Genomic DNA, 19,077 nt, shown 5'->3' with positions numbered 1-19,077 from the left:
GTTACACCTCATTTCCTATGTTTGATAAACCTTTGTAAATTTTCCTTTTATAATTTATAACTTTATCTATTACTTCTTCTACTGTTTCTTTTACAACAAATTTTTTACCATTAGTTAATGTTACTATTGTATCAGGTGTTGCTTCAATAAATTCGATTAAATCACTATTCAACGCAAATTCCTTTCCATTTATCCTTTTCAATATTACCATACAATCATCTCCATCTACAAGTACTATTAAGGTAGAAATCTACCCTAATAGTTATCTTTTCATATTAACTAATTCTTGTAACATTTCATCAGTTGTTGTTATAACTCTTGAATTCGCTTGAAATCCTCTTTGTGTTGTAATCATTTCTGTGAACTCCATTGATAAATCTACATTTGACATCTCAAGAACTCCTGGATTTATTGAACCAAAACCGCTTGAACTAGGTTTCCCAATCTGAGGTTCACCTGAGTTTGGTGTGCTTTCAAAAAAGTTATTACCTACCTTTTGTAATCCCATAGGATTATCAAATTTAGCTAGTACTAATTGTCCTAATGACTTCTTCTCACCATTTGTAAAGCTTCCAGTAATTACTCCTGAAGCATCAACAGCAAAACCAGTTAAAAAGCCAGCACTTTTACCGCTCTGTCCATTTTGATCTGGAACATCAAATCCCTTTACATCATTTTCATTTGCAAATTGTGTGATTTTAGAAAAATCTACTACTAATTTACTAGTTGTACTATCTGAACCAAAATAATATGTATCTGATTTAGAAAAACTTATTTCAAAAATCTTAGTCGCGTTGGTTAAAAATCCACCGTTATCAAAAGTTAACGTTTGTGTTGAACTTGTTGGTGCCGGATCAATAACATTGCCCGTAGCTAAATCTATTACATTAACTACATCTAAATTCCATTCGTTAGCATTTGCTGTCTTCGTAAATTTAAAATTGACCTTATACGAATTTCCCAAACTGTCCTTTACTATTGTATCAGTTAAAAACTCTTCTCCTTCTTTAAATCTAGAATCTAAATTTCCTATAAATTCAATTGTAGTAGATGCGCTTGGTGGTGCTATCTCTGAACGATTAATTTTAATAGGAGCATACTCTCCTTTATCATTTATCCCTAATACTTTAAAACCATCAGGTGTTACCAAATAGCCTTCTTTATCTAGAACAAAATTACCTGCTCTTGTATAATAAATATTTTCATATTTAGGGTCATCAGTAACCATAAAAAACCCTTCCCCATCAATCATTAAATCCGTTGGATTATCCGTTCTTTGTGATGGTCCTTTTGTAAAAATTGTATTAATTGACCCGAGCTTTAATCCTAAACCTATTTGCTGTGGATTTGTACCCCCTCTGCCATTTTGAGGAGCTCCAGCACCTTTTACAACTTGGCTAAAAACTTCTTGAAAAGTAACTTGTCCCTTTTTATAACCTACTGTATTTACATTAGCTATATTATTACCAATTACATCCATTTTTAATTGGTGTACTCTTAATCCAGATACACCTGAATACATTGATCTCATCATAATTAAAAACCCCCTTCATTTTTTGTTATGCCCTCTGTCAGTCAGGCATAAATAGCTCCCTAAAAAGGTCCAGCTATATAATTACAGCTCCATCAATATTTGTAAACACACTCTCTTTTAGTTGCTCTTGAGTTACAGTTGTAATAACAGTCCTATTTTTAATACTTATTATAAAAGCTTTATCTTTAAAAAGGACTAAAGCTTCTTTAACACCTTTGTCTTCTGCCTTATTAACAGCATTTTCTATACTCTTCAAATCATCTTTATTAAGCTTTATATTCCTTAATTCCATTCTCTTAACTGCATGTTTTGAAAATTTCAATTGGCTACTTTTTTTTTCAATTTTTCTTAATATATCATCAAAACTGCAATTTTGTTCCACATTTATTTTTTTTCTTATATATTCACTAGAATTAATTCTATTTTTTACTATTATATTTTCATAAGAAACATTCATCTATATCACTCCAAATTTGTATTACTAAAATACATTTCATTTATATTCCTCTCAATGGAATTCAAGACTGTCTTAATTTCTAGTAGTTTTTCGGCATTCTCTTTTTGAAAACTATTAATTAAACTTTTGATCTCTTTTTTAATCTCCTTTTGATAACTGTTAAAATTTTTAATCTCCTCCAATATATTTTTTTGCGACTTTTGCAAGTTTTCATCTAATGTTTGTATTTTCTCTAATGTACTAAATTGAGCCATCTGTGAAATAAACTCTTTATCATCAATAGGATTTAATGGATCTTGATTTCTCAACTGTGTTACTAATAACTTTAAAAAAGAATCTTTACCTAAAGTACTATTATTTGTATCAGTTTTTTTATGAGACTTTGAATTATCATTTGTAAAGCTATAAAATTTCTGATTGTTAACCTCATTAATACTCATTAAATTATCACCTCTATGCTTTTAAATCAATACTACTATCTATGAGACTATTTAATAATTCATTATTATATAAGAATTCTTTTTCAACATCACGATTTATTAACTTACTTCCCTTTTGATTCATAAAATAATTTCTGTTATAACCAGATTGAGAATTATAATTTTCAAAATTTGCACTTTGTCCTACATCTATACTAAATTCATGAATTTCTAATCCCTGTTCTTTAAGATTGTCTTTTAAAATATCTAAATTTGCTTCTATTGCTTGTTTTACTTGATAATTTTCTACAATGATTCGAGCTAAAACTAAATTTTCTTTTGTTGTAATCTTTAAAAATAAGTCGCCTAAAACTTCTGGTTTTAGCTTAATTCTTATTTCTGGATTTATTTTTTTATTATTTAAACTCAATTTTTCAATAATCTGTTTCATCAACATATTTTTATCTATATTCTGTAATAAAGTTCTTTCATCAGCTAAATTGTTCTCATAGTTATTTAAAATACTTTCTTTAACATCATTGAACTTATCAATTAAATTGTTCATATAGTTGTTTACTGTTAAAATTCTTTCATTTTTATTACCTACAAAATCATTTTCTATTATTTTATCTTCTATTAAATCTTCTTTTATAAGTGACTTATAATGTTCATTTTTCATATTACCAGCTAATCTTATTTCTCTATTTTCTTTATTTTCATTACTTTCTCTGTATGTATTAAGCTTTTTCATATTATCTTTTCTACTTGTAAATCCTTCAAAAAACTTAAGGTTTTCACTTTGTTCACTTTTATTTAATAAATCTTCTACTAAATAATTTAATTTACTGAATAATTCACTAATTTCCTGGTCCATTTTAATTTCTTCATTTTCTTTATATGTTTGTAATAAAGTTATTATTTGATTTGTTAGTCCTATAATATTCTTTTCCAATTTTAGATTTAAAACATCATGTTTCTTAATATTCTCAAACTGAATCAAAAGACTTTTAAAATCACTATTTAATTTAGTTTTTTCGTTATTTTTATTTAATAAAATTTTGTTAATATCAGCTATTATCTCTTCAATATTTTCTAACATAAAATTTATATTAATTTTTCTATCAGCAAATTCAACATTTTCGTTTTCCTCATTATAAATATCTTCATCTTTTTGTATTTCTTCACTATCGGTATCTTTTCTTTTTAAATTAACCTTACCTTTTCTGTCTTCTTTATCTTTATTGTAACTTTTAACCGAAATAATTTGTCTGTCTTGAACTTCTTTATCCTCCTTATTATTCAACTTATCACTTAGTACATTTTCAAAACTATTGTCTTTTGATTTCTCTTTGAAATTACACTTTGTATCTGCTTTAAAATTATTATTAATAAAAGTTATTTCAGCAATACTATTCACTAACTCACCTCCTTTCATCATTGTAGAGCTAACTTCCTAGTAATTTCAGCTGCTTTTCTATCATTTAAATTTTTTAGTACTTCTGACACAGTCGTTTTTTTCAATCTTCTTAATATATCTATAGCCAATTTTGAATCAGAAACAGTATAGTAGCTGATAGAATCTATTTCAAGTGCTGTTAATTTTTTGTCGTTTACAATTAATTTTTCAATAATATTAGCTACATCCTTAGCATCCATTTTTTCGTAAATTAAAACTAAATCATTTAATTTTTCTTCATACTCTTTTATGTAATCAATAATTTGACTTAATTTAACTGTAATATTTTCTTTTGAACCAGTTAGTAGTTCTTCATGTCTAATATTATAAAATAACTCTTCAATAAAATCTTTATCTTCTGAATATTTAAGAATATCTGCTGCTTTCTTTAAAGGTAAATTCATATATATTTTAGCTAAATCCCCAATTGAGTACTTTTCTGTATTTCCCAGGATTTTATAAGCCTCATATGAATTCTTTCCTGCATAAATTTTCGCTAGGTTCCTAAACTCTTCATATTTCATCTCTCTTTCTAGTAAATAAGATTTTAATATATACATTTTATCTTTATCAATTGATGACAACTTAGATAATATTAATTTTTTTTCATCATCACTTAAATAATATAGAATCTCTACTACTTTCTTATCATCCATATTATTAATTATATATGCAACTTTATCTTGTTCATTTGTACTACTATTAATTTTCTCTTTAATTTCTTTTAAAGCTAAATAACTGTCCATTTTTTGAAGTCTTTCTGCTTCTTTTTTAATATTATCTTGCTCTTCTTTTTGTATTTCATCATACAATGAAAAAAGCAAATCTTTTCTCAATTCCATCTCTCTAATCAATTTAATCATATCTACTGTTTTACTTGGGTATTTACTATTCATCAATCTTATAATCTCATTATAAAGCTTGTTGTCATCTTTTTTTATAATATACAATTTATCTGCTGCACTATTTATATCAATCTTATTAAGATACTCGATAAGAAACATTTTTTTAGCTTCAATTTCTTCTTCAGTCGGATATCTACTAAAATACTCCCCTACAAAACCTGGAGCATCTTTCAACTGATTATTAACTAATGTTCTAAAAGAATCAACTTTATAATAAATCGTTGCTAAAACCCCAATTGGTATAGTTAATGTTAAAAATATAATAACAACTATTGAAACAATTTTATTACCTCTCTTTTTTTCTTTCGTCATAACAAACCCCCGTTAATTCTTACTGCTTCTGAAGTTTACAATTTCATCTGTCAAATTATCCTCTTCTTTTTTAATTTCATAAATAAACTCATTGTAATGCTTTTCCTTGATTTTTTCCATTATTTTTTTTTCCTTTAAAGCTTCTAAAAGAACTTTTTTCTTACTATCCACTATATCTCTGGCATTATCTACTCTAGTTTCTTGCTTTGCTATTTCCTTATTAATATAGCCTAGTATCATACTGTAATTTTTCAAATCAAATATGGTCGTATTTTTTACGTTTATATTTCTCATAGCTAATTCATTCTTTTTATAATTTATTAATTCTTTAAGTTTTTTTTCTTCTGACTTTAAAATCTCTTTTGCCTTATTATAATCAGCTAATCTTAAGTTTTCCATAGTCTCCTTGTACTCTAAAATCTTCTGAAACTTAAATTTAAAACTACTTTGCATTCAAATCACATCCTAAAGTTCTGATATGATATCCTTCATTATTTTTATTGTTTCTTCTAATGTATATTTTTCCATTATATCTTGTTTTAGAAAACTATTAATCTTTTCTATAACATTAATAGCAATATCAATTTTCTCATTAGTACCTTGTTTATAGGCACCAATATTTATTAAATCTTCTGCTTCCTTATAAGTTGATATTATATCCTTTATTTTATTAGCAAGATCTATATGTTCTTGGTCGCATATGTTAGGCATTACTCTACTAATACTTGCTAACACATCAATTGCAGGATAGTGGTTTTGATTTGCTAATTTTCTTGACAAAACTATGTGTCCGTCCAATATTCCTCTTACGGTATCAGTTATTGGTTCATTTAAATCGTCTCCATCGACTAAAACCGTATATAAGGCTGTAATTGTCCCTTTATCCGATGTTCCTGCTCTTTCTAAAAGTTTCGGTAGTAATGCAAAAACCGATGGTGTATATCCTTTTGTAACCGGTGGTTCTCCAACAGCTAACCCAACCTCTCTCTGTGCCATTGCAAATCTAGTTAACGAATCCATTAAAAGCATCACATTTTTACCTTTATCCCTAAAATATTCAGCAATCGCTGTTGCTAAAAAAGCTCCTTTCATCCTGACAAGAGCAGGCTTATCAGATGTCGCAACCACAACAACGGACTTTTTTAACCCTTCTTCTTTCAAATCATTTTCTATAAATTCTCTTACTTCTCTACCTCTTTCACCTATAAGTGCAATTACATTAACATCCGCTTTTACATTTCTTGCAATCATTCCTAATGTCGTACTTTTTCCAACACCACTCCCTGCAAAAATGCCTATTCTTTGCCCCTTCCCACAAGTCAATAAACCATCTATTGCTTTTATACCCAATGGTAAAATTTCTCTTATTTTCTTTCTTTGTAAAGGATTTGGTGGGTTATTCATAACTGAATAAGTTTTACTATTACTTATCGGCCCTTTGCCATCGATCGGTTCGCCTAATCCATCTAAAACTCGTCCAATAAGCTCTTCACTAACATTAACTTTTAAAGAACTTCCTGTTGATACAACAATACTACCTGGTCCTATTCCCTCCATATCTCCTAAAGGCATTAATAAAACCTTGTCTTCCTTAAATCCAACTACTTCAGCTGGTATAGCAACTTTACTGCTAAAAGGATATATATAACATAGTTCTCCTATACTGGCTTGTGGACCATTTGATTCAATTGTAAGACCAATAACTTTAGTTACTTTCCCATAGTACTTAATTAATTTAACATTATTAACTGCATCTACATATTTTTTTATATCTATTACTTCCATACATATCACTCACTATTTAAAATATCTTTTAAAGTTTTTTTCATTGCTTCAATTTGAGTTTTTATACTGACATCTACACAACCTCTTTCAGTCTCTATAACACAGCCACCTTTTTCTAATTTATTATCAATTTTCACTTCAATATCTTCGATCAAACTTGCTTCTGCTAATAATCTTTCTTTAGCAAGTTCAACAATATCATAGTCATCTTTAGAAACCCTAATAACAACTTTATCACTTATTAATAAACTCTCTAAACCTTTTAAAATAATCGATATAATAACTTCTTTATCATCATCCAGTTTCTGGTTAATTATTTTTTCACTTATGTTAATCACTAACTCTATAATATCTTTTTCTAATTGTTTCAAATATACGGCCCTTTTTTGCAGATATTCTCTTTTTATATTATTAGCTTCTTTAATAATTTTTTCAGCTTCTATACAACCCTCTTCATAACCTTTTTTATAACCCTCTTCATAACCCTTTTGTTTTGATTCTTCAATTATCAAATGAGATTTTTTATACGTTTTTTCCATTATAACATCTGCATTTTCTCTTGCTTCATTAAGAATCGTTTCTGCTTCAGCTTTAGCTCTATTTATGATTTCATCATGTTTTTTCCAAGCATCTTCTATGATCTTTTCAACATTATTTTTACTATCAGTCTTTACATTACCATCTGTAATAGGTGTTTCTACAATCACTTGATATGACTTAATAACATTAGACAACTATCTCGTCCCCTCCTCTTGGAGTAACTATTTCGCCTTCTTCTTCAAGTCTTCTTATAACATTAACAATATTCTGTTGAGCTTCTTCTATATCTTTCAATCGAACAGGACCCATAAATTCCATATCTTCTTTTATCATTTCTGCTAAACGCTTAGACATATTAGCAAAAATAACTTGTTTAACTTCTTCACTAGCAGATTTAAGAGCAATTGCCCATTGATTGTTATCAATTTCCCTAATAACTCTTTGTATAGACCTACTATCTAAAGTTACAATATCTTCAAATACAAACATTCTTCTTCTTATTTCTTCACTTAATTCAGCATCTTGTGCTTCTAATTCTTCCATAATATGTTTTTCAGTTCCACGGTCAACAGTGTTAAGTATAGATACTATTGTTTCAATTCCACCCACACTTGTATAGTCTTGGGTAACTAGATTTGAGAATTTATTCTCTAACACTCTTTCTATTTCCTTAATTATATCAGGTGACGTTCTATCCATTATTGCAATTCTTTTTGCTACTTCAGCTTGCTTATCTTGAGGCAAACTCGATAGAATTTGCCCTGCTTGACTAGGTTTAAGATATGACAATATTAAAGCTATAGTCTGTGGATGTTCGTTTTGTATATAATTTAGCAATTGATTAGGATCTGCCTTTCTAATAAACTCAAAAGGTCTTACTTGTAATGAAGCAGTTAATCTATTAATTATATCAATTGCTTTTTGAGAACCTAAAGCTCTTTCTAGAACATCCTTAGCATAATTTATTCCGCCTTCAGATATATACTCTTGAGCTAAACATAATTGATAAAAATCTTCTAACACTTTTTCCTTTTCTTCAGGAGAAACCATTCTAATATTTGCAATTTCCAAAGTAAGCTCTTCAATCTCTTCGTCATTTAGATGTTTAAATATTTCAGCTGATTTTTGTGGCCCTAAAGTTATCAATAATATTGCAGCTTTCTCTCTTCCAGTCAGTTGCTGTAATCTGGACATGGTTCTCCTCCCCCTTAATCCTCATTTAACCAAGTTCTTAATAATTGTGCAACAGCTTCTGGTTTTTTGTCAATAAACTTCTCAATTTGACTCTTAATTTCTGACTTTTCATTACTTGCTAAATCTATCTCTTCTATCCGTTCAAATTGTGTTGATTTCTGTTCTAACACCTCATTGATATCATATTTTTCATTTTTACGCCTATAGTAAATAGTTCCAAATAACCCGGCTAATGCAATGAAAGCTATTGATAATATCAAAATCAGATTATTATTTTTATTACTAGCGTCATTAGTAACATAATCAATATTATCTGGTAATGACTTATTAAATTTTGCTGTATTTACTTGTACTTGTTTTGTATCTAATCCTGTAGCTGCATATATTAATTTAATAATTTCCTTCTTTTCTTCAGCTGAAAGCTCTCCATCTGCAATCGCATCTTCATTAATCAAAATTGCAACAGTTATAGATTCAATACTGCCAGGTGCTTTTTCAATTTGCTTGTTTATTTCATTTAACTCATAATTAATTGTTTTACTTGCTTTATAAAACTTTGAATTGTCTTTATCAGACTGTACATAATCAACTATATTATCAGAATTCGAATCGACTCCTGGCACTCCTCCATCTAGTCCGTTAACCATATTCTCCTCTAATTGCTCCATACTACGTATTAAACCTTCATCACTGCCATCTACCGGTGGTTGAAATTGTATGACTTTTGTAACTTCACTATCGAAATTCATCTTTACACTTGATCTTACATCAACATTTCCGTAGCCAAACATAGTTTCTAAAAACCTTTTTATACTATTATCAATTCTTTTTTGTATACTCCATTGAATATCTAATTGCTTGCTATAATTATATCTTCCGATATTTTCATCTGCAGTAAGCAATTCACCTGTATCATCAATAATTGAAACATTTTCTAACTTTATTTCTTTAACAGCTCCAGCTACTAAGTTTCTTATAGCAAGTACTTGCTCTTGTGATAAATGCTGCCCCCTAGATAATTTAACGAAAACTGAAGCTGTAGCTTCCTCACTTTGCTTTAATACAAAACTACTCTCATCTGGTATATCTAAATATACCTTAGCACCTTCTATTCCATCAATTTCTGCTATAGTACTTGCAAGTTCATTTTCTAAAGCATATTCTAATCTCTGCCTTTTTTCGTAATCTGTCATAGTCCAACTATTATCATTTAATGCATCTAGAAAACTATAACCGTCTTTAGGCAGCCCCTCGGTTGCTAACTGAATTTTCACCTTATTTTTATACCCTTTTGGCACTAAAATAGTTGTGCCTTCATCTGCATTTTTCCATTTTATGCCCATTTCATTTAACTTATCTGTTATAAGTCCCGCATCTTTTAAACTCAAGTTTTTATAAAGAACTTCATATTCTGTACGTGTAAAATAATATGTAACCAAACTAACGCTAATAATAACTAAAAATGCACTAACTGTTAACTTAATTTTCTTCGATTTATCTAGTCCACTCCAAAAATCGTTAAGCTGATTTCTAATTTTATTTATAGTTTCAGACACTCAATCACCTCATTTCCTGCTACGACTAAATTAAATTTGCATCCTCATTATCTCCTTATATGCATCTATAACCTTATTCCTAATACTCAATGTAAGCTGTAAAGCTATATTCGCTTTTTCACTAGCTATCATTACTTCATGAATATTATCTATCTGCCCTATTGCCAATAATTTATTATAACGTTCAGCTTCTATTTGTAAACTATTTACTTTATCTAATGCTTCTTTTAAAAATTTTCCAAAAGAATCTTTTCCATTATTATTCACACTAATATTCTTACTTACATAACTTGAATTTCCTATCTTACTTATATTGTTTATCTCCATATACTTGTCCTCCCTTATCTACCTATTTCTAAGGCTCTCATCGCCATAGTTTTAGAAGAATTAATTGCTGCTATATTTGCTTCATAAGCTCTAGAAGCAGATATCATATCTACCATTTCTTTAACCACTTCTACATTCGGCATTAAAACATATCCATCTTTATCTGCATCAGGATGCCCTGGTTCATATACTTTTTTAAACGGACTTTTATCTTCTATTATTGCACTAACCTTTACGCCTTGTCCATTTAAAATCTTACGTGAATAATCAGACAAATAATATGAAAAAGGTTTATTATTTTTTTCTTTAAATACTACTACTTTTCTTCTATAGGGAAGTCCACTGCTTGTCCTAGTTGTATTTGCATTAGCTATATTCTTAGAGATAATATCCATTCTTATTCTTTCTGCACTCATTCCCGAAGCACTAATATTTATAGCATTAAAAACTCCCATTATTATCTCCTCCCTTCATTAATAACCGACTTAATTCTACTAAATTCTGATACTGTTTGTCGAATTAAAGCATTATACATAATCGTGTTTTTTGCTAAGTTGGCCATTTCGATATCAATATTCACATTATTTCCATCTAATCTGGTAGAAGTATTCATTTGTTTAATTACTCTTGGACCTAAATTACTATGTTGTGATTTAATATGCAATTCATTTGTAACTTTTAGTTTTATTGATTTGTTTTCTAAATTTTCTTTTAATATATCTTCAAACTCTACTGTAATTTTTTTGTACCCAGGTGTATTAGCATTAGCTATATTATTAGAAATAGCTTCATGTCTTAACCAAGTCCCATCAAGTGCAAGCTTTAAAAAATTAACTGTTGAAAACATTCTATCCAACATAAACTCACCTCTTAAATTTAAATATCTATAAGTTATTCGATAAAAATTTACAAAATCCTTCATACTTTTATTTTTCATGCTATTTTTATGCTGTATTAGCATTAATTTTCTTCTTTAATTGACATATATCCTTCTTCTATTTTATATTTTTTTACAATTTTCTTCAAATAGTCAATAAGTCCTAACAAAAAATAAAATCTTCAATTTAAATGAATTATAAGGAGGATTTTACCTATATTCATTACGGAAATTATATTGTGAATCCACAAATTAATGCAGTTTATAATTTCCTATGGATTATAAAAAAAGAAAGGTACAACATAACTGTCATACCTTTCTTTTTTTCTAACTTCTAACTTTTTTTAATTCATCTATTAATTTATCGTTTAAAATCTTTATATATGTTCCTTTCATTCCAAGAGACCTAGATTCGATTACTCCAGCACTTTCAAATTTTCTAAGTGCATTTACAATTACAGATCTTGTAATACCTACTCTATCTGCTATTTTACTAGCAACAAGTAAACCTTCGTCTCCGTCTAATTCATTAAAAATATGCTCTACTGCTTCTAATTCAGAATATGATAAAGTACCTATCGCCATTTGAACTATTGCTTTTTTACGAGCTTCTTCTTCTATTTCTTCATTTTTAGCTCTTAAAATTTCCATTCCAACTATTGTTGCACTATATTCAGCTAAAACTAAATCCTCTTCAGTAAATTCTCTGCCAAATCTAGCAAGAACTAAAGTTCCTAATCTAACACCCCCACTTATTATTGGTACGACTGTACTCAATTTATTCGGATAGTCGCATTTAGACACTTGATCAAACACACACTCTTCAATTTCTTTGGTATTTGCTCTAGTTTCATTAATCTTCAATAATTCATCATTATATTCTTTAGGGAATCTTCTCTCTTCCACTACTTCACTTTGTATTATATTACACTCAAAACCTGAAGATAAAGCAAAACCTAACACTCTTCCTTTTTTACTAGCTATATAAACATTAGCTTCCAAAATTTCACTTAAAGTTGCACTTAATTCCGAAAAAGAAACTGGCCTACTACCTGAATTCTGCAAAATTTTATTAAGTCTTCTTGTCTTCTGTAGTAAACTTTCACCCATATTAATCCTCCTTCATTAAATTATGTATTTTGACATATCTTTTTCTTGTATAATATCACCCAATTTTTCTCTAACGTAATTTACATCAATTACTATCTCTTTTTCTTCAATATCTGGTGCTTCAAAAGATATATCTTCATGTAATTTTTCTAATATAGTGTGCAATCTTCTGGCACCTATATTTTCTGATTGTTCATTAATAAGATATGCAATTCTTGCTATTTCATTAATAGCTTCTTCAGTGTATGTTACTTTTATACCTTCTGTTTCTAACAATAATTGATATTGTTTAAGAAGCGCATTTTGTGGTTTTGTTAATATTTCTTTAAAATTATCCTGAGTAAGATTCTCTAATTCTACTCGAATAGGAAATCTACCTTGTATTTCTGGTATTAAATCTGTAACTTTTGAAATATGAAAAGCTCCAGCTGCTATAAAAAGAATATGGTCAGTTTTAACAGGACCGTATTTGGTCATAACAGTACTACCCTCAATAATTGGTAGAATATCTCTTTGCACTCCTTCTCTTGATATATCAGGACCAGAACCATAATTTCTTCCAGCAATTTTGTCTATTTCATCAATGAAGATTATCCCATTTTCTTCAGCTCTTTTAATTCCTTCATTAATGACTTCATCCATATCTATAAGTTTTTGAGCTTCTTGAGAAGTTAAAATTTTCTTTGCTTCTTTAATAGGAACTTTTCTTTTTTTAGTCATTTTCGGAATTATTCCACCTAGTAAATCATTTATATTAATATTTAATTCTTCTATTCCAACTCCACTAAACATTTCTATAGTAGAATTTTTACTTTCTTCGATTTCTATTTCAATAATCTTATTATCTAACTCATTACCAATAAGTTTCTTTCTAATCTCTTTCCTCTGTTCTAAAATTTTCTCATTTTCAATAGAATTATCGCTATCATATTTTTCATTTTTACTAGTACCAAAGAAAACATTTAGAGGATTTATAAAATCCTCTGTTTTTTTAGGTAACGGAACTAAAATCTCAGCAATTCTATCTAAAGCAATATTATACGCTTTATTGTATACCATTTTAATTTTCTCTGATTTCACCATTCGAATAGAAGTCTGTACTAAATCTCTTACCATTGACTCTACATCTCTACCTACATAACCTACTTCAGTAAATTTTGTTGCTTCTACTTTTACAAAAGGTGCATTTACTAGTTTAGCTAATCTTCGTGCGATTTCAGTTTTTCCTACACCAGTTGGTCCTATCATCAATATATTTTTAGGTTTAACTTCCTCTTTAAACTCATCGTCTAACAAACCTCTTCTATACCTGTTTCTTAAAGCAATTGCAACAGATTTTTTAGCTTTCTGCTGACCTATAATATATTTATCTAATTCCTTAACTATTTGTTTTGGAGTTAATTCATTCATAAAAAACACTCCTTTAAATTACTTCTACAGAAATATTACTATTAGTATACACACATATCGACGAAGCTATCAAGAGCGACTCTTTTACTATTTCTTCAATTGAAAGATTCGAATGTTTTAGCAAAGCTTTACCAGCTGCAAATGCATAACTACCACCTGAACCTATAGCAACTATACCATCTTCAGGTTCAATAACTTCACCATTACCCGATATTACCAATAGAATATCTTTATTCCCTGCTATTAACATAGCTTCAAGTTTTTTTAAAATCTTATCATTTCTCCAATCCATAGCTAACTCTACAGCTGCTCTTTTAAGATTTCCACTGAATTGTTCCAACTTCTCTTCTAACTTTTCAGATAAAGTCATTGCATCAGCTACAGAACCTGCAAATCCAACTACTACGGTATTATTATATAATTTTCTCACTTTTTTAGCTGTATGCTTCATAATAGTTTTATCTCCAAAAGTAACTTGACCATCTCCAGCTATTGCAACCTTATTACCTTTCTTCACGGCAATAATTGTAGTTCCTCTAAACACAATCTCACCCCTATCCGCAACAATCAATACTATCATATTTTAACACATCAATCAACTAATATTTTATTCTCTTTGATAAATTTTTGTAAAACTTTTAAACTTCGTTCAGATTTTAACCTATTTCTCTCTTTTTTATTTTTTACTTTATGCTCTAATTCGGGCATTATTCCAAAATTTATATGCATAGGTTGAAAATCACTTATACTTCCATCGGAAATATAATTACTTAAAGAACCAAGTGCTGTCTCTATTGGAAATATTACTGGCTCTTTATCTAATAATATCCTAGACATATTTATACCTGCCACTAATCCAGAAGCAGCTGACTCAACATATCCTTCAACACCTGTTATTTGACCTGCAAACATTATATTCTTATGTTCTTTTAATTGATAAGTTGGTTTTAAAACCTTTGGTGAATCAATATAAGTATTGCGATGCATCACACCATATCTGACAAATTCTGCATTTTCTAAAGCAGGAATTAAACTAAATACTCTCTTTTGTTCGCCCCATTTTAAATTAGTTTGAAAACCAACTATATTGTATAAAGTTCCTTCTTTATTATCTTGCCTTAACTGAACAACCGCATGATATTTTTCTTTTGTAATCGGATTTTCTAAACCAACAGGTTTTAATGGGCCATACAACAAGGTTTCCTTACCTCTTTTTGCCATTGTTTCTATTGGCATACAAGCTTCGAAAACAATCTGTTTTTCAAAATTTTTCAATGGATGAACTTCTGCTTTAATAAGTTCTTCATAAAAACGTTCATATTCTTCTTTATTCATAGGACAATTTATATAATCAGCTTCTCCTTTATTGTATCTCGAGCCTTTAAATGCTTTTTTCATATTAATTGATTCATAAGTTACAATTGGAGCCGCTGCATCGTAAAAATATAAGTATTCAGCTTTAGTTAATTTAGAAATATTATGTGTTAAACCTTCAGATGTTAATGGTCCCGTAGCTATAATTACAAAACTATCAGTTGGTATTTCAGTTATTTCCTTTCTTATAAGTTCTATATTAGGATGATTACAAATCTTATTAGTTATCTCTTCTGAAAATTTTTCTCTATCAACTGCAAGAGCACCTCCTGCAGGTACTTTATTATTATCAGCAGCTTTAATAATTAATGAATTTAACATTCGCATTTCAGCTTTAAGTAATCCTACAGCATTCTCTAAACTATCTGACTTTAATGAATTACTACACACTAATTCAGCTAATTTATCTGTATGATGTGCTTCTGTATTCTTAATAGGTCTCATTTCAAATAGTTTAACTTTAATTCCTCTATTAGCTAACTGCCAGCTTGCTTCACATCCTGCTAATCCTCCGCCAATAACTATTACTTCTTTTCGCATAATATCACCCTTTACTCCTCTTTAGTTTCTTTTTTATACTTGCATTCCTTATTAGAACATTTTATATAAGTACCTTTTTTATTTTTTTTCTTTACTAATATTCCCCCACACTCGGGACATTTGTCTCCAGTTGGCATATCCCAAGAAACAAATGAACATTCGGGATAATTGCTACATCCATAAAATTTCCTACCTCTTTTAGTATGTCTTTCTATCAACTCTCCCCCACATTCAGGACATTTTACACCTAACTCCTTCACAATCGGTTTCGTATTTTTGCATTCTGGATATCCTGGACAAGCCAAAAATTTTCCGAACCTACCATGTTTAACCACCATAAATCTTCCACATTTTTCACATTTTATATCAGTAACTTCATTTTGAATTTCTATCTTATTTATCTCTTTTTCTGCTTTTTCAAGACTTACTTTAAATTCTTGATAAAACTCGTTTATTACATCTTTCCAATTTAGCAAACCTTCTTCGATTTTATCCAATTTATTTTCCATATCTGCAGTAAACTCTTCATTTATAATATCTGTAAAATATTCCAAAAGTAACTCTGTTACTAAAATACCCAAATCTGTTGGCTTAAAATATTTATTTTCCAAAACTACATAACCTCTACTCAAAATAGTACTAATTGTAGGTGCATATGTACTAGGTCTACCTATTCCTAACTCTTCTAAAGTTTTAACCAAAGTAGATTCAGTATATCTCGCTGGTGGCTGTGTAAAGTGTTGTTCAGACTGTATATCTTTAATATTTACAGTTTCACCTTCATTAAGATTCGGAATTTCTATTTCTTTTTCCTGTTTGTCATCTTTAAGTATTTTTAAATAACCATCAAATACAATTTTAGAACCAGAAGCTTTAAAAATATAATTTCCTGCACGAATCTTAACTGATAAAGTTTCATATAATGCAGGACTCATTTGACTTGCAATAAACCTTTCCCAAATAAGTTTATACAATTTATACTGATCAGTACTTAAAGATTCTTTTATTTTCTCTGGCGTTCTATCTACTAAAGTAGGTCTAATCGCCTCATGGGCATCTTGAATATCGTTTTTTCTTTTTGATTTAAATTTTCTAATCCCTGTTGTATATTTTTCTCCATAAACTTCTGTTATAAAATCTTTAGCTTTCTTTAATGCTTCATCGGATATTCTGACTGAATCAGTTCTTATATAAGTAATAAGACCAACGGTTCCTTCTCCTTTAATATCAATACCTTCATATAATTGTTGAGCTACCATCATTGTCTTCTTAGTTGAAAAACCTAAACGTTTAGATGCCTCTTGTTGCAAAGTACTTGTAGTAAAAGGAGGGCTAGGATTACGTTTTCTATTTCCTCTTTTAATTTCATCAATAATAAAAGTACTTGTTTTAATTCCTTTAATAATAGTTTCAACATCATTTTTACTTTTTAATTCTAACTTCTTTTCTTTCCCTTCTTCTTTAACACCATAAAAATTAGCTTTGAACACTTGACTATTTTTTTCAAGAAAAACATCTATAGTCCAATATTCAGTAGGTTTAAAATTTTCAATCTCTTTCTCTCTATCACAAATAAGTTTTGTTGCAACAGACTGTACCCTACCAGCACTTAAACCTCTTTTTACTTTTCTCCATAAAAGAGGGCTAATTTTATATCCGACAAGCCTATCTAATATTCTTCTAGCCTGTTGAGCATCTACTAAATTCTGATTGATTTGTCTAGGTTTCTTAATTGCAGTTTTAATAGCGTTTTTAGTAATTTCATTAAATTCTATTCTAACTTTATCATCTTTTGAAAGACCTAATATGTGCGATAAATGCCATGAAATTGCTTCTCCTTCTCTATCAGGGTCTGTCGCTAAATAAATCTTGTCAGCTTTTTTTGCTTCTTTTTTTATCTCATTTATTATAGGCCCCTTCCCTCTTATTGTTATATATTCAGGTTCAAAGTTTTCTTCTATTTTAATACCCAATTTACTTTTGGGTAAATCTCTAACATGCCCTACAGATGCTTTTACTTTATAATTACTGCCTAAGAATTTACCTATAGTTTTAGCCTTTGCAGGTGACTCTACTATAACAAGGAATTTTGCCAAGTCATACACCTCCAACTTTCGTAATGTTTGTTATTATATCAAAAACTATATATTAAGTCTACTTTTAAAGATTAGTTAATTGAAAAGTCTTCCCTGGTAATTGTTTTACAATTCCCTTTAATTCTAAAATTGTTAATATACTATTCACTTTTTTTATATCCAATCCTGTTTGGTAAGATATTTCATCACAGTATTTAGGATATTCTTTTATACATTCAACTATTTTAATTTCATCTTTTCCCAAATTTAAACAAGAAATTTCTTCAACTCTTTTTGCTCTAATTCTATCTTTAAGCAAAGTAATTTCTTCAATAATGTCATCAACATCCATAACAATCTTTGCCCCATCTTTTATGAGCAAGTTTGTACCTTTACTATAGATACTATTAATATTCCCTGGTATCGCAAAAACTTCTCTTCCTTGTTCTAAAGCTATTTGTGCTGTAATCAAGGAACCACTTTTCTCACTAGCTTCAACAACTAAAACACCTAAAGAAAGTCCACTGATTATTCTGTTTCTCATTGGGAAATTATATGGTAATGGCTGAACTCCTAAAGGATATTCGGTAATAATTGCTCCATTATTTTGTATTTTTTCAAATAACATCTTATTAACTTTAGGATATATCACATCTATTCCGTTGCCTAAAACAGCAACAGTTCTCCCTTTAGTTGCAAGTGCTCCTTCATGAGCTTTAGTATCTATTCCACGAGCTAAGCCACTTACTATAGTGATTCCTAAGCTGGCTAGTTCTTTTGCAAACTTTTCTGCAACCCATTTACCATATGCAGTAGCTTTTCTAGAACCTACTATAGCTATAGAAATTTCATCTTTGGTCTCTAAACTACCTTTAATGTAAATTACTTTTGGTGGATTATAAATATTCCTCAAATGTTTAGGATAATCGATATCAAAAATTGTCGTTATTTTTGCCCCGATTTTTTGAACTCTAGATATATAATCTTCATAATAATATATATCCTTATATTTAACTAAAATAGATTTCGAATACTCACTTAAGAAACTTATTTTATTAATAACATCTGCTGACGCTTCCCATAATGAATAAAAATCGCCAAAATACTCTTCTAATTTTTCAATTGTATTACTATTTATATTAAGACTATTTAACCAAATTAAAATATCTCTACTATTCATAGTATTACCTACTTTCATATTCTATT

General features: G+C 29.0%; 20 protein-coding genes. All 20 read right to left on the bottom strand.

Annotated features, from left to right (window positions below; genetic code table 11):
* Position 1: 1 nt before the first annotated feature.
* The 20 genes from AB4Y15_RS04155 to dprA all read right to left on the bottom strand — a co-directional run bounded on the left by AB4Y15_RS04155 (position 2) and on the right by dprA (position 19,051).
* The gene (locus AB4Y15_RS04155; protein ID WP_427338645.1) at positions 2–211 is read right to left on the bottom strand and encodes a flagellar FlbD family protein; all 210 of its coding nucleotides are present in this window, start codon (positions 209–211) and stop codon (positions 2–4) included.
* Positions 212–262: 51 nt separating this feature from the next.
* On the bottom strand, positions 263–1,534 hold the full coding sequence (locus AB4Y15_RS04150) for a flagellar hook protein FlgE (RefSeq protein ID WP_427338644.1): 1,272 nt from the start codon (positions 1,532–1,534) through the stop codon (positions 263–265).
* Between the two features lie 73 nt (positions 1,535–1,607).
* Positions 1,608–1,991, bottom strand: coding sequence for a TIGR02530 family flagellar biosynthesis protein (locus AB4Y15_RS04145; RefSeq protein WP_427338642.1), 384 nt, complete (start codon positions 1,989–1,991; stop codon positions 1,608–1,610).
* 5 nt (positions 1,992–1,996) lie between these two features.
* Entirely contained in the window at positions 1,997–2,431 is a 435-nt protein-coding gene (locus AB4Y15_RS04140; RefSeq protein WP_427338640.1) for a flagellar hook assembly protein FlgD, read from the bottom strand.
* A 13-nt stretch (positions 2,432–2,444) separates the two neighbouring features.
* On the bottom strand, positions 2,445–3,827 hold the full coding sequence (locus AB4Y15_RS04135; protein ID WP_427338638.1) for a flagellar hook-length control protein FliK: 1,383 nt from the start codon (positions 3,825–3,827) through the stop codon (positions 2,445–2,447).
* 17 nt (positions 3,828–3,844) lie between these two features.
* Positions 3,845–5,083, bottom strand: coding sequence for a MotE family protein (locus tag AB4Y15_RS04130; RefSeq protein WP_427338636.1), 1,239 nt, complete (start codon positions 5,081–5,083; stop codon positions 3,845–3,847).
* A gap of 12 nt (positions 5,084–5,095) precedes the next feature.
* Entirely contained in the window at positions 5,096–5,536 is a 441-nt protein-coding gene (gene fliJ, locus AB4Y15_RS04125; protein ID WP_427338635.1) for a flagellar export protein FliJ, read from the bottom strand.
* Between the two features lie 12 nt (positions 5,537–5,548).
* Positions 5,549–6,868, bottom strand: a complete 1,320-nt coding sequence (gene fliI / locus AB4Y15_RS04120; protein WP_427338633.1) for a flagellar protein export ATPase FliI — start codon at positions 6,866–6,868, stop codon at positions 5,549–5,551.
* A 5-nt stretch (positions 6,869–6,873) separates the two neighbouring features.
* Entirely contained in the window at positions 6,874–7,602 is a 729-nt protein-coding gene (locus AB4Y15_RS04115) for a FliH/SctL family protein (RefSeq protein ID WP_427338631.1), read from the bottom strand.
* Positions 7,595–8,602: a flagellar motor switch protein FliG gene (gene fliG, locus AB4Y15_RS04110; RefSeq protein ID WP_427338629.1), complete on the bottom strand. Its 1,008-nt coding sequence runs from the start codon at positions 8,600–8,602 to the stop codon at positions 7,595–7,597. Before fliG ends, AB4Y15_RS04115 begins: the two co-directional genes overlap by 8 nt.
* Before the next feature lie 14 nt (positions 8,603–8,616).
* Positions 8,617–10,158, bottom strand: coding sequence for a flagellar basal-body MS-ring/collar protein FliF (gene fliF / locus AB4Y15_RS04105; RefSeq protein WP_427338628.1), 1,542 nt, complete (start codon positions 10,156–10,158; stop codon positions 8,617–8,619).
* 30 nt (positions 10,159–10,188) lie between these two features.
* Entirely contained in the window at positions 10,189–10,485 is a 297-nt protein-coding gene (gene fliE, locus AB4Y15_RS04100) for a flagellar hook-basal body complex protein FliE (RefSeq protein WP_427338626.1), read from the bottom strand.
* A gap of 14 nt (positions 10,486–10,499) precedes the next feature.
* On the bottom strand, positions 10,500–10,940 hold the full coding sequence (gene flgC / locus AB4Y15_RS04095) for a flagellar basal body rod protein FlgC (protein ID WP_427338624.1): 441 nt from the start codon (positions 10,938–10,940) through the stop codon (positions 10,500–10,502).
* Positions 10,941–10,942: 2 nt separating this feature from the next.
* Positions 10,943–11,344, bottom strand: coding sequence for a flagellar basal body rod protein FlgB (gene flgB, locus AB4Y15_RS04090; RefSeq protein ID WP_427338623.1), 402 nt, complete (start codon positions 11,342–11,344; stop codon positions 10,943–10,945).
* A 345-nt stretch (positions 11,345–11,689) separates the two neighbouring features.
* On the bottom strand, positions 11,690–12,472 hold the full coding sequence (gene codY, locus AB4Y15_RS04085) for a GTP-sensing pleiotropic transcriptional regulator CodY (protein WP_427338621.1): 783 nt from the start codon (positions 12,470–12,472) through the stop codon (positions 11,690–11,692).
* A gap of 15 nt (positions 12,473–12,487) precedes the next feature.
* Positions 12,488–13,882 carry an ATP-dependent protease ATPase subunit HslU gene (gene hslU / locus AB4Y15_RS04080; RefSeq protein WP_427338619.1) on the bottom strand — a complete coding sequence of 465 codons (1,395 nt, stop codon included), beginning with the start codon at positions 13,880–13,882 and terminating at the stop codon, positions 12,488–12,490.
* A gap of 13 nt (positions 13,883–13,895) precedes the next feature.
* Complete coding sequence (hslV, locus tag AB4Y15_RS04075; RefSeq protein ID WP_427338617.1) at positions 13,896–14,462, bottom strand: ATP-dependent protease subunit HslV; 567 nt, start codon at positions 14,460–14,462, stop codon at positions 13,896–13,898.
* A gap of 11 nt (positions 14,463–14,473) precedes the next feature.
* Positions 14,474–15,796 (bottom strand): methylenetetrahydrofolate--tRNA-(uracil(54)-C(5))-methyltransferase (FADH(2)-oxidizing) TrmFO, encoded by a 1,323-nt coding sequence (trmFO, locus tag AB4Y15_RS04070; RefSeq protein ID WP_427338615.1) that lies wholly within the window; start codon positions 15,794–15,796, stop codon positions 14,474–14,476.
* A gap of 11 nt (positions 15,797–15,807) precedes the next feature.
* Positions 15,808–17,892 (bottom strand): type I DNA topoisomerase, encoded by a 2,085-nt coding sequence (topA, locus tag AB4Y15_RS04065; RefSeq protein ID WP_427338613.1) that lies wholly within the window; start codon positions 17,890–17,892, stop codon positions 15,808–15,810.
* Between the two features lie 64 nt (positions 17,893–17,956).
* A complete protein-coding gene (gene dprA / locus AB4Y15_RS04060; RefSeq protein WP_427338611.1) occupies positions 17,957–19,051 on the bottom strand; it encodes a DNA-processing protein DprA in 1,095 nt (364 codons plus the stop codon).
* Positions 19,052–19,077: the final 26 nt, after the last annotated feature.

Source organism: Caloranaerobacter longqiensis (assembly GCF_050286925.1).
GTDB lineage: Bacteria > Bacillota > Clostridia > Tissierellales > Thermohalobacteraceae > Caloranaerobacter.
Note: the sequence above shows the minus strand (reverse complement) of the source record. Positions and strands in the feature narration are given on the sequence as shown.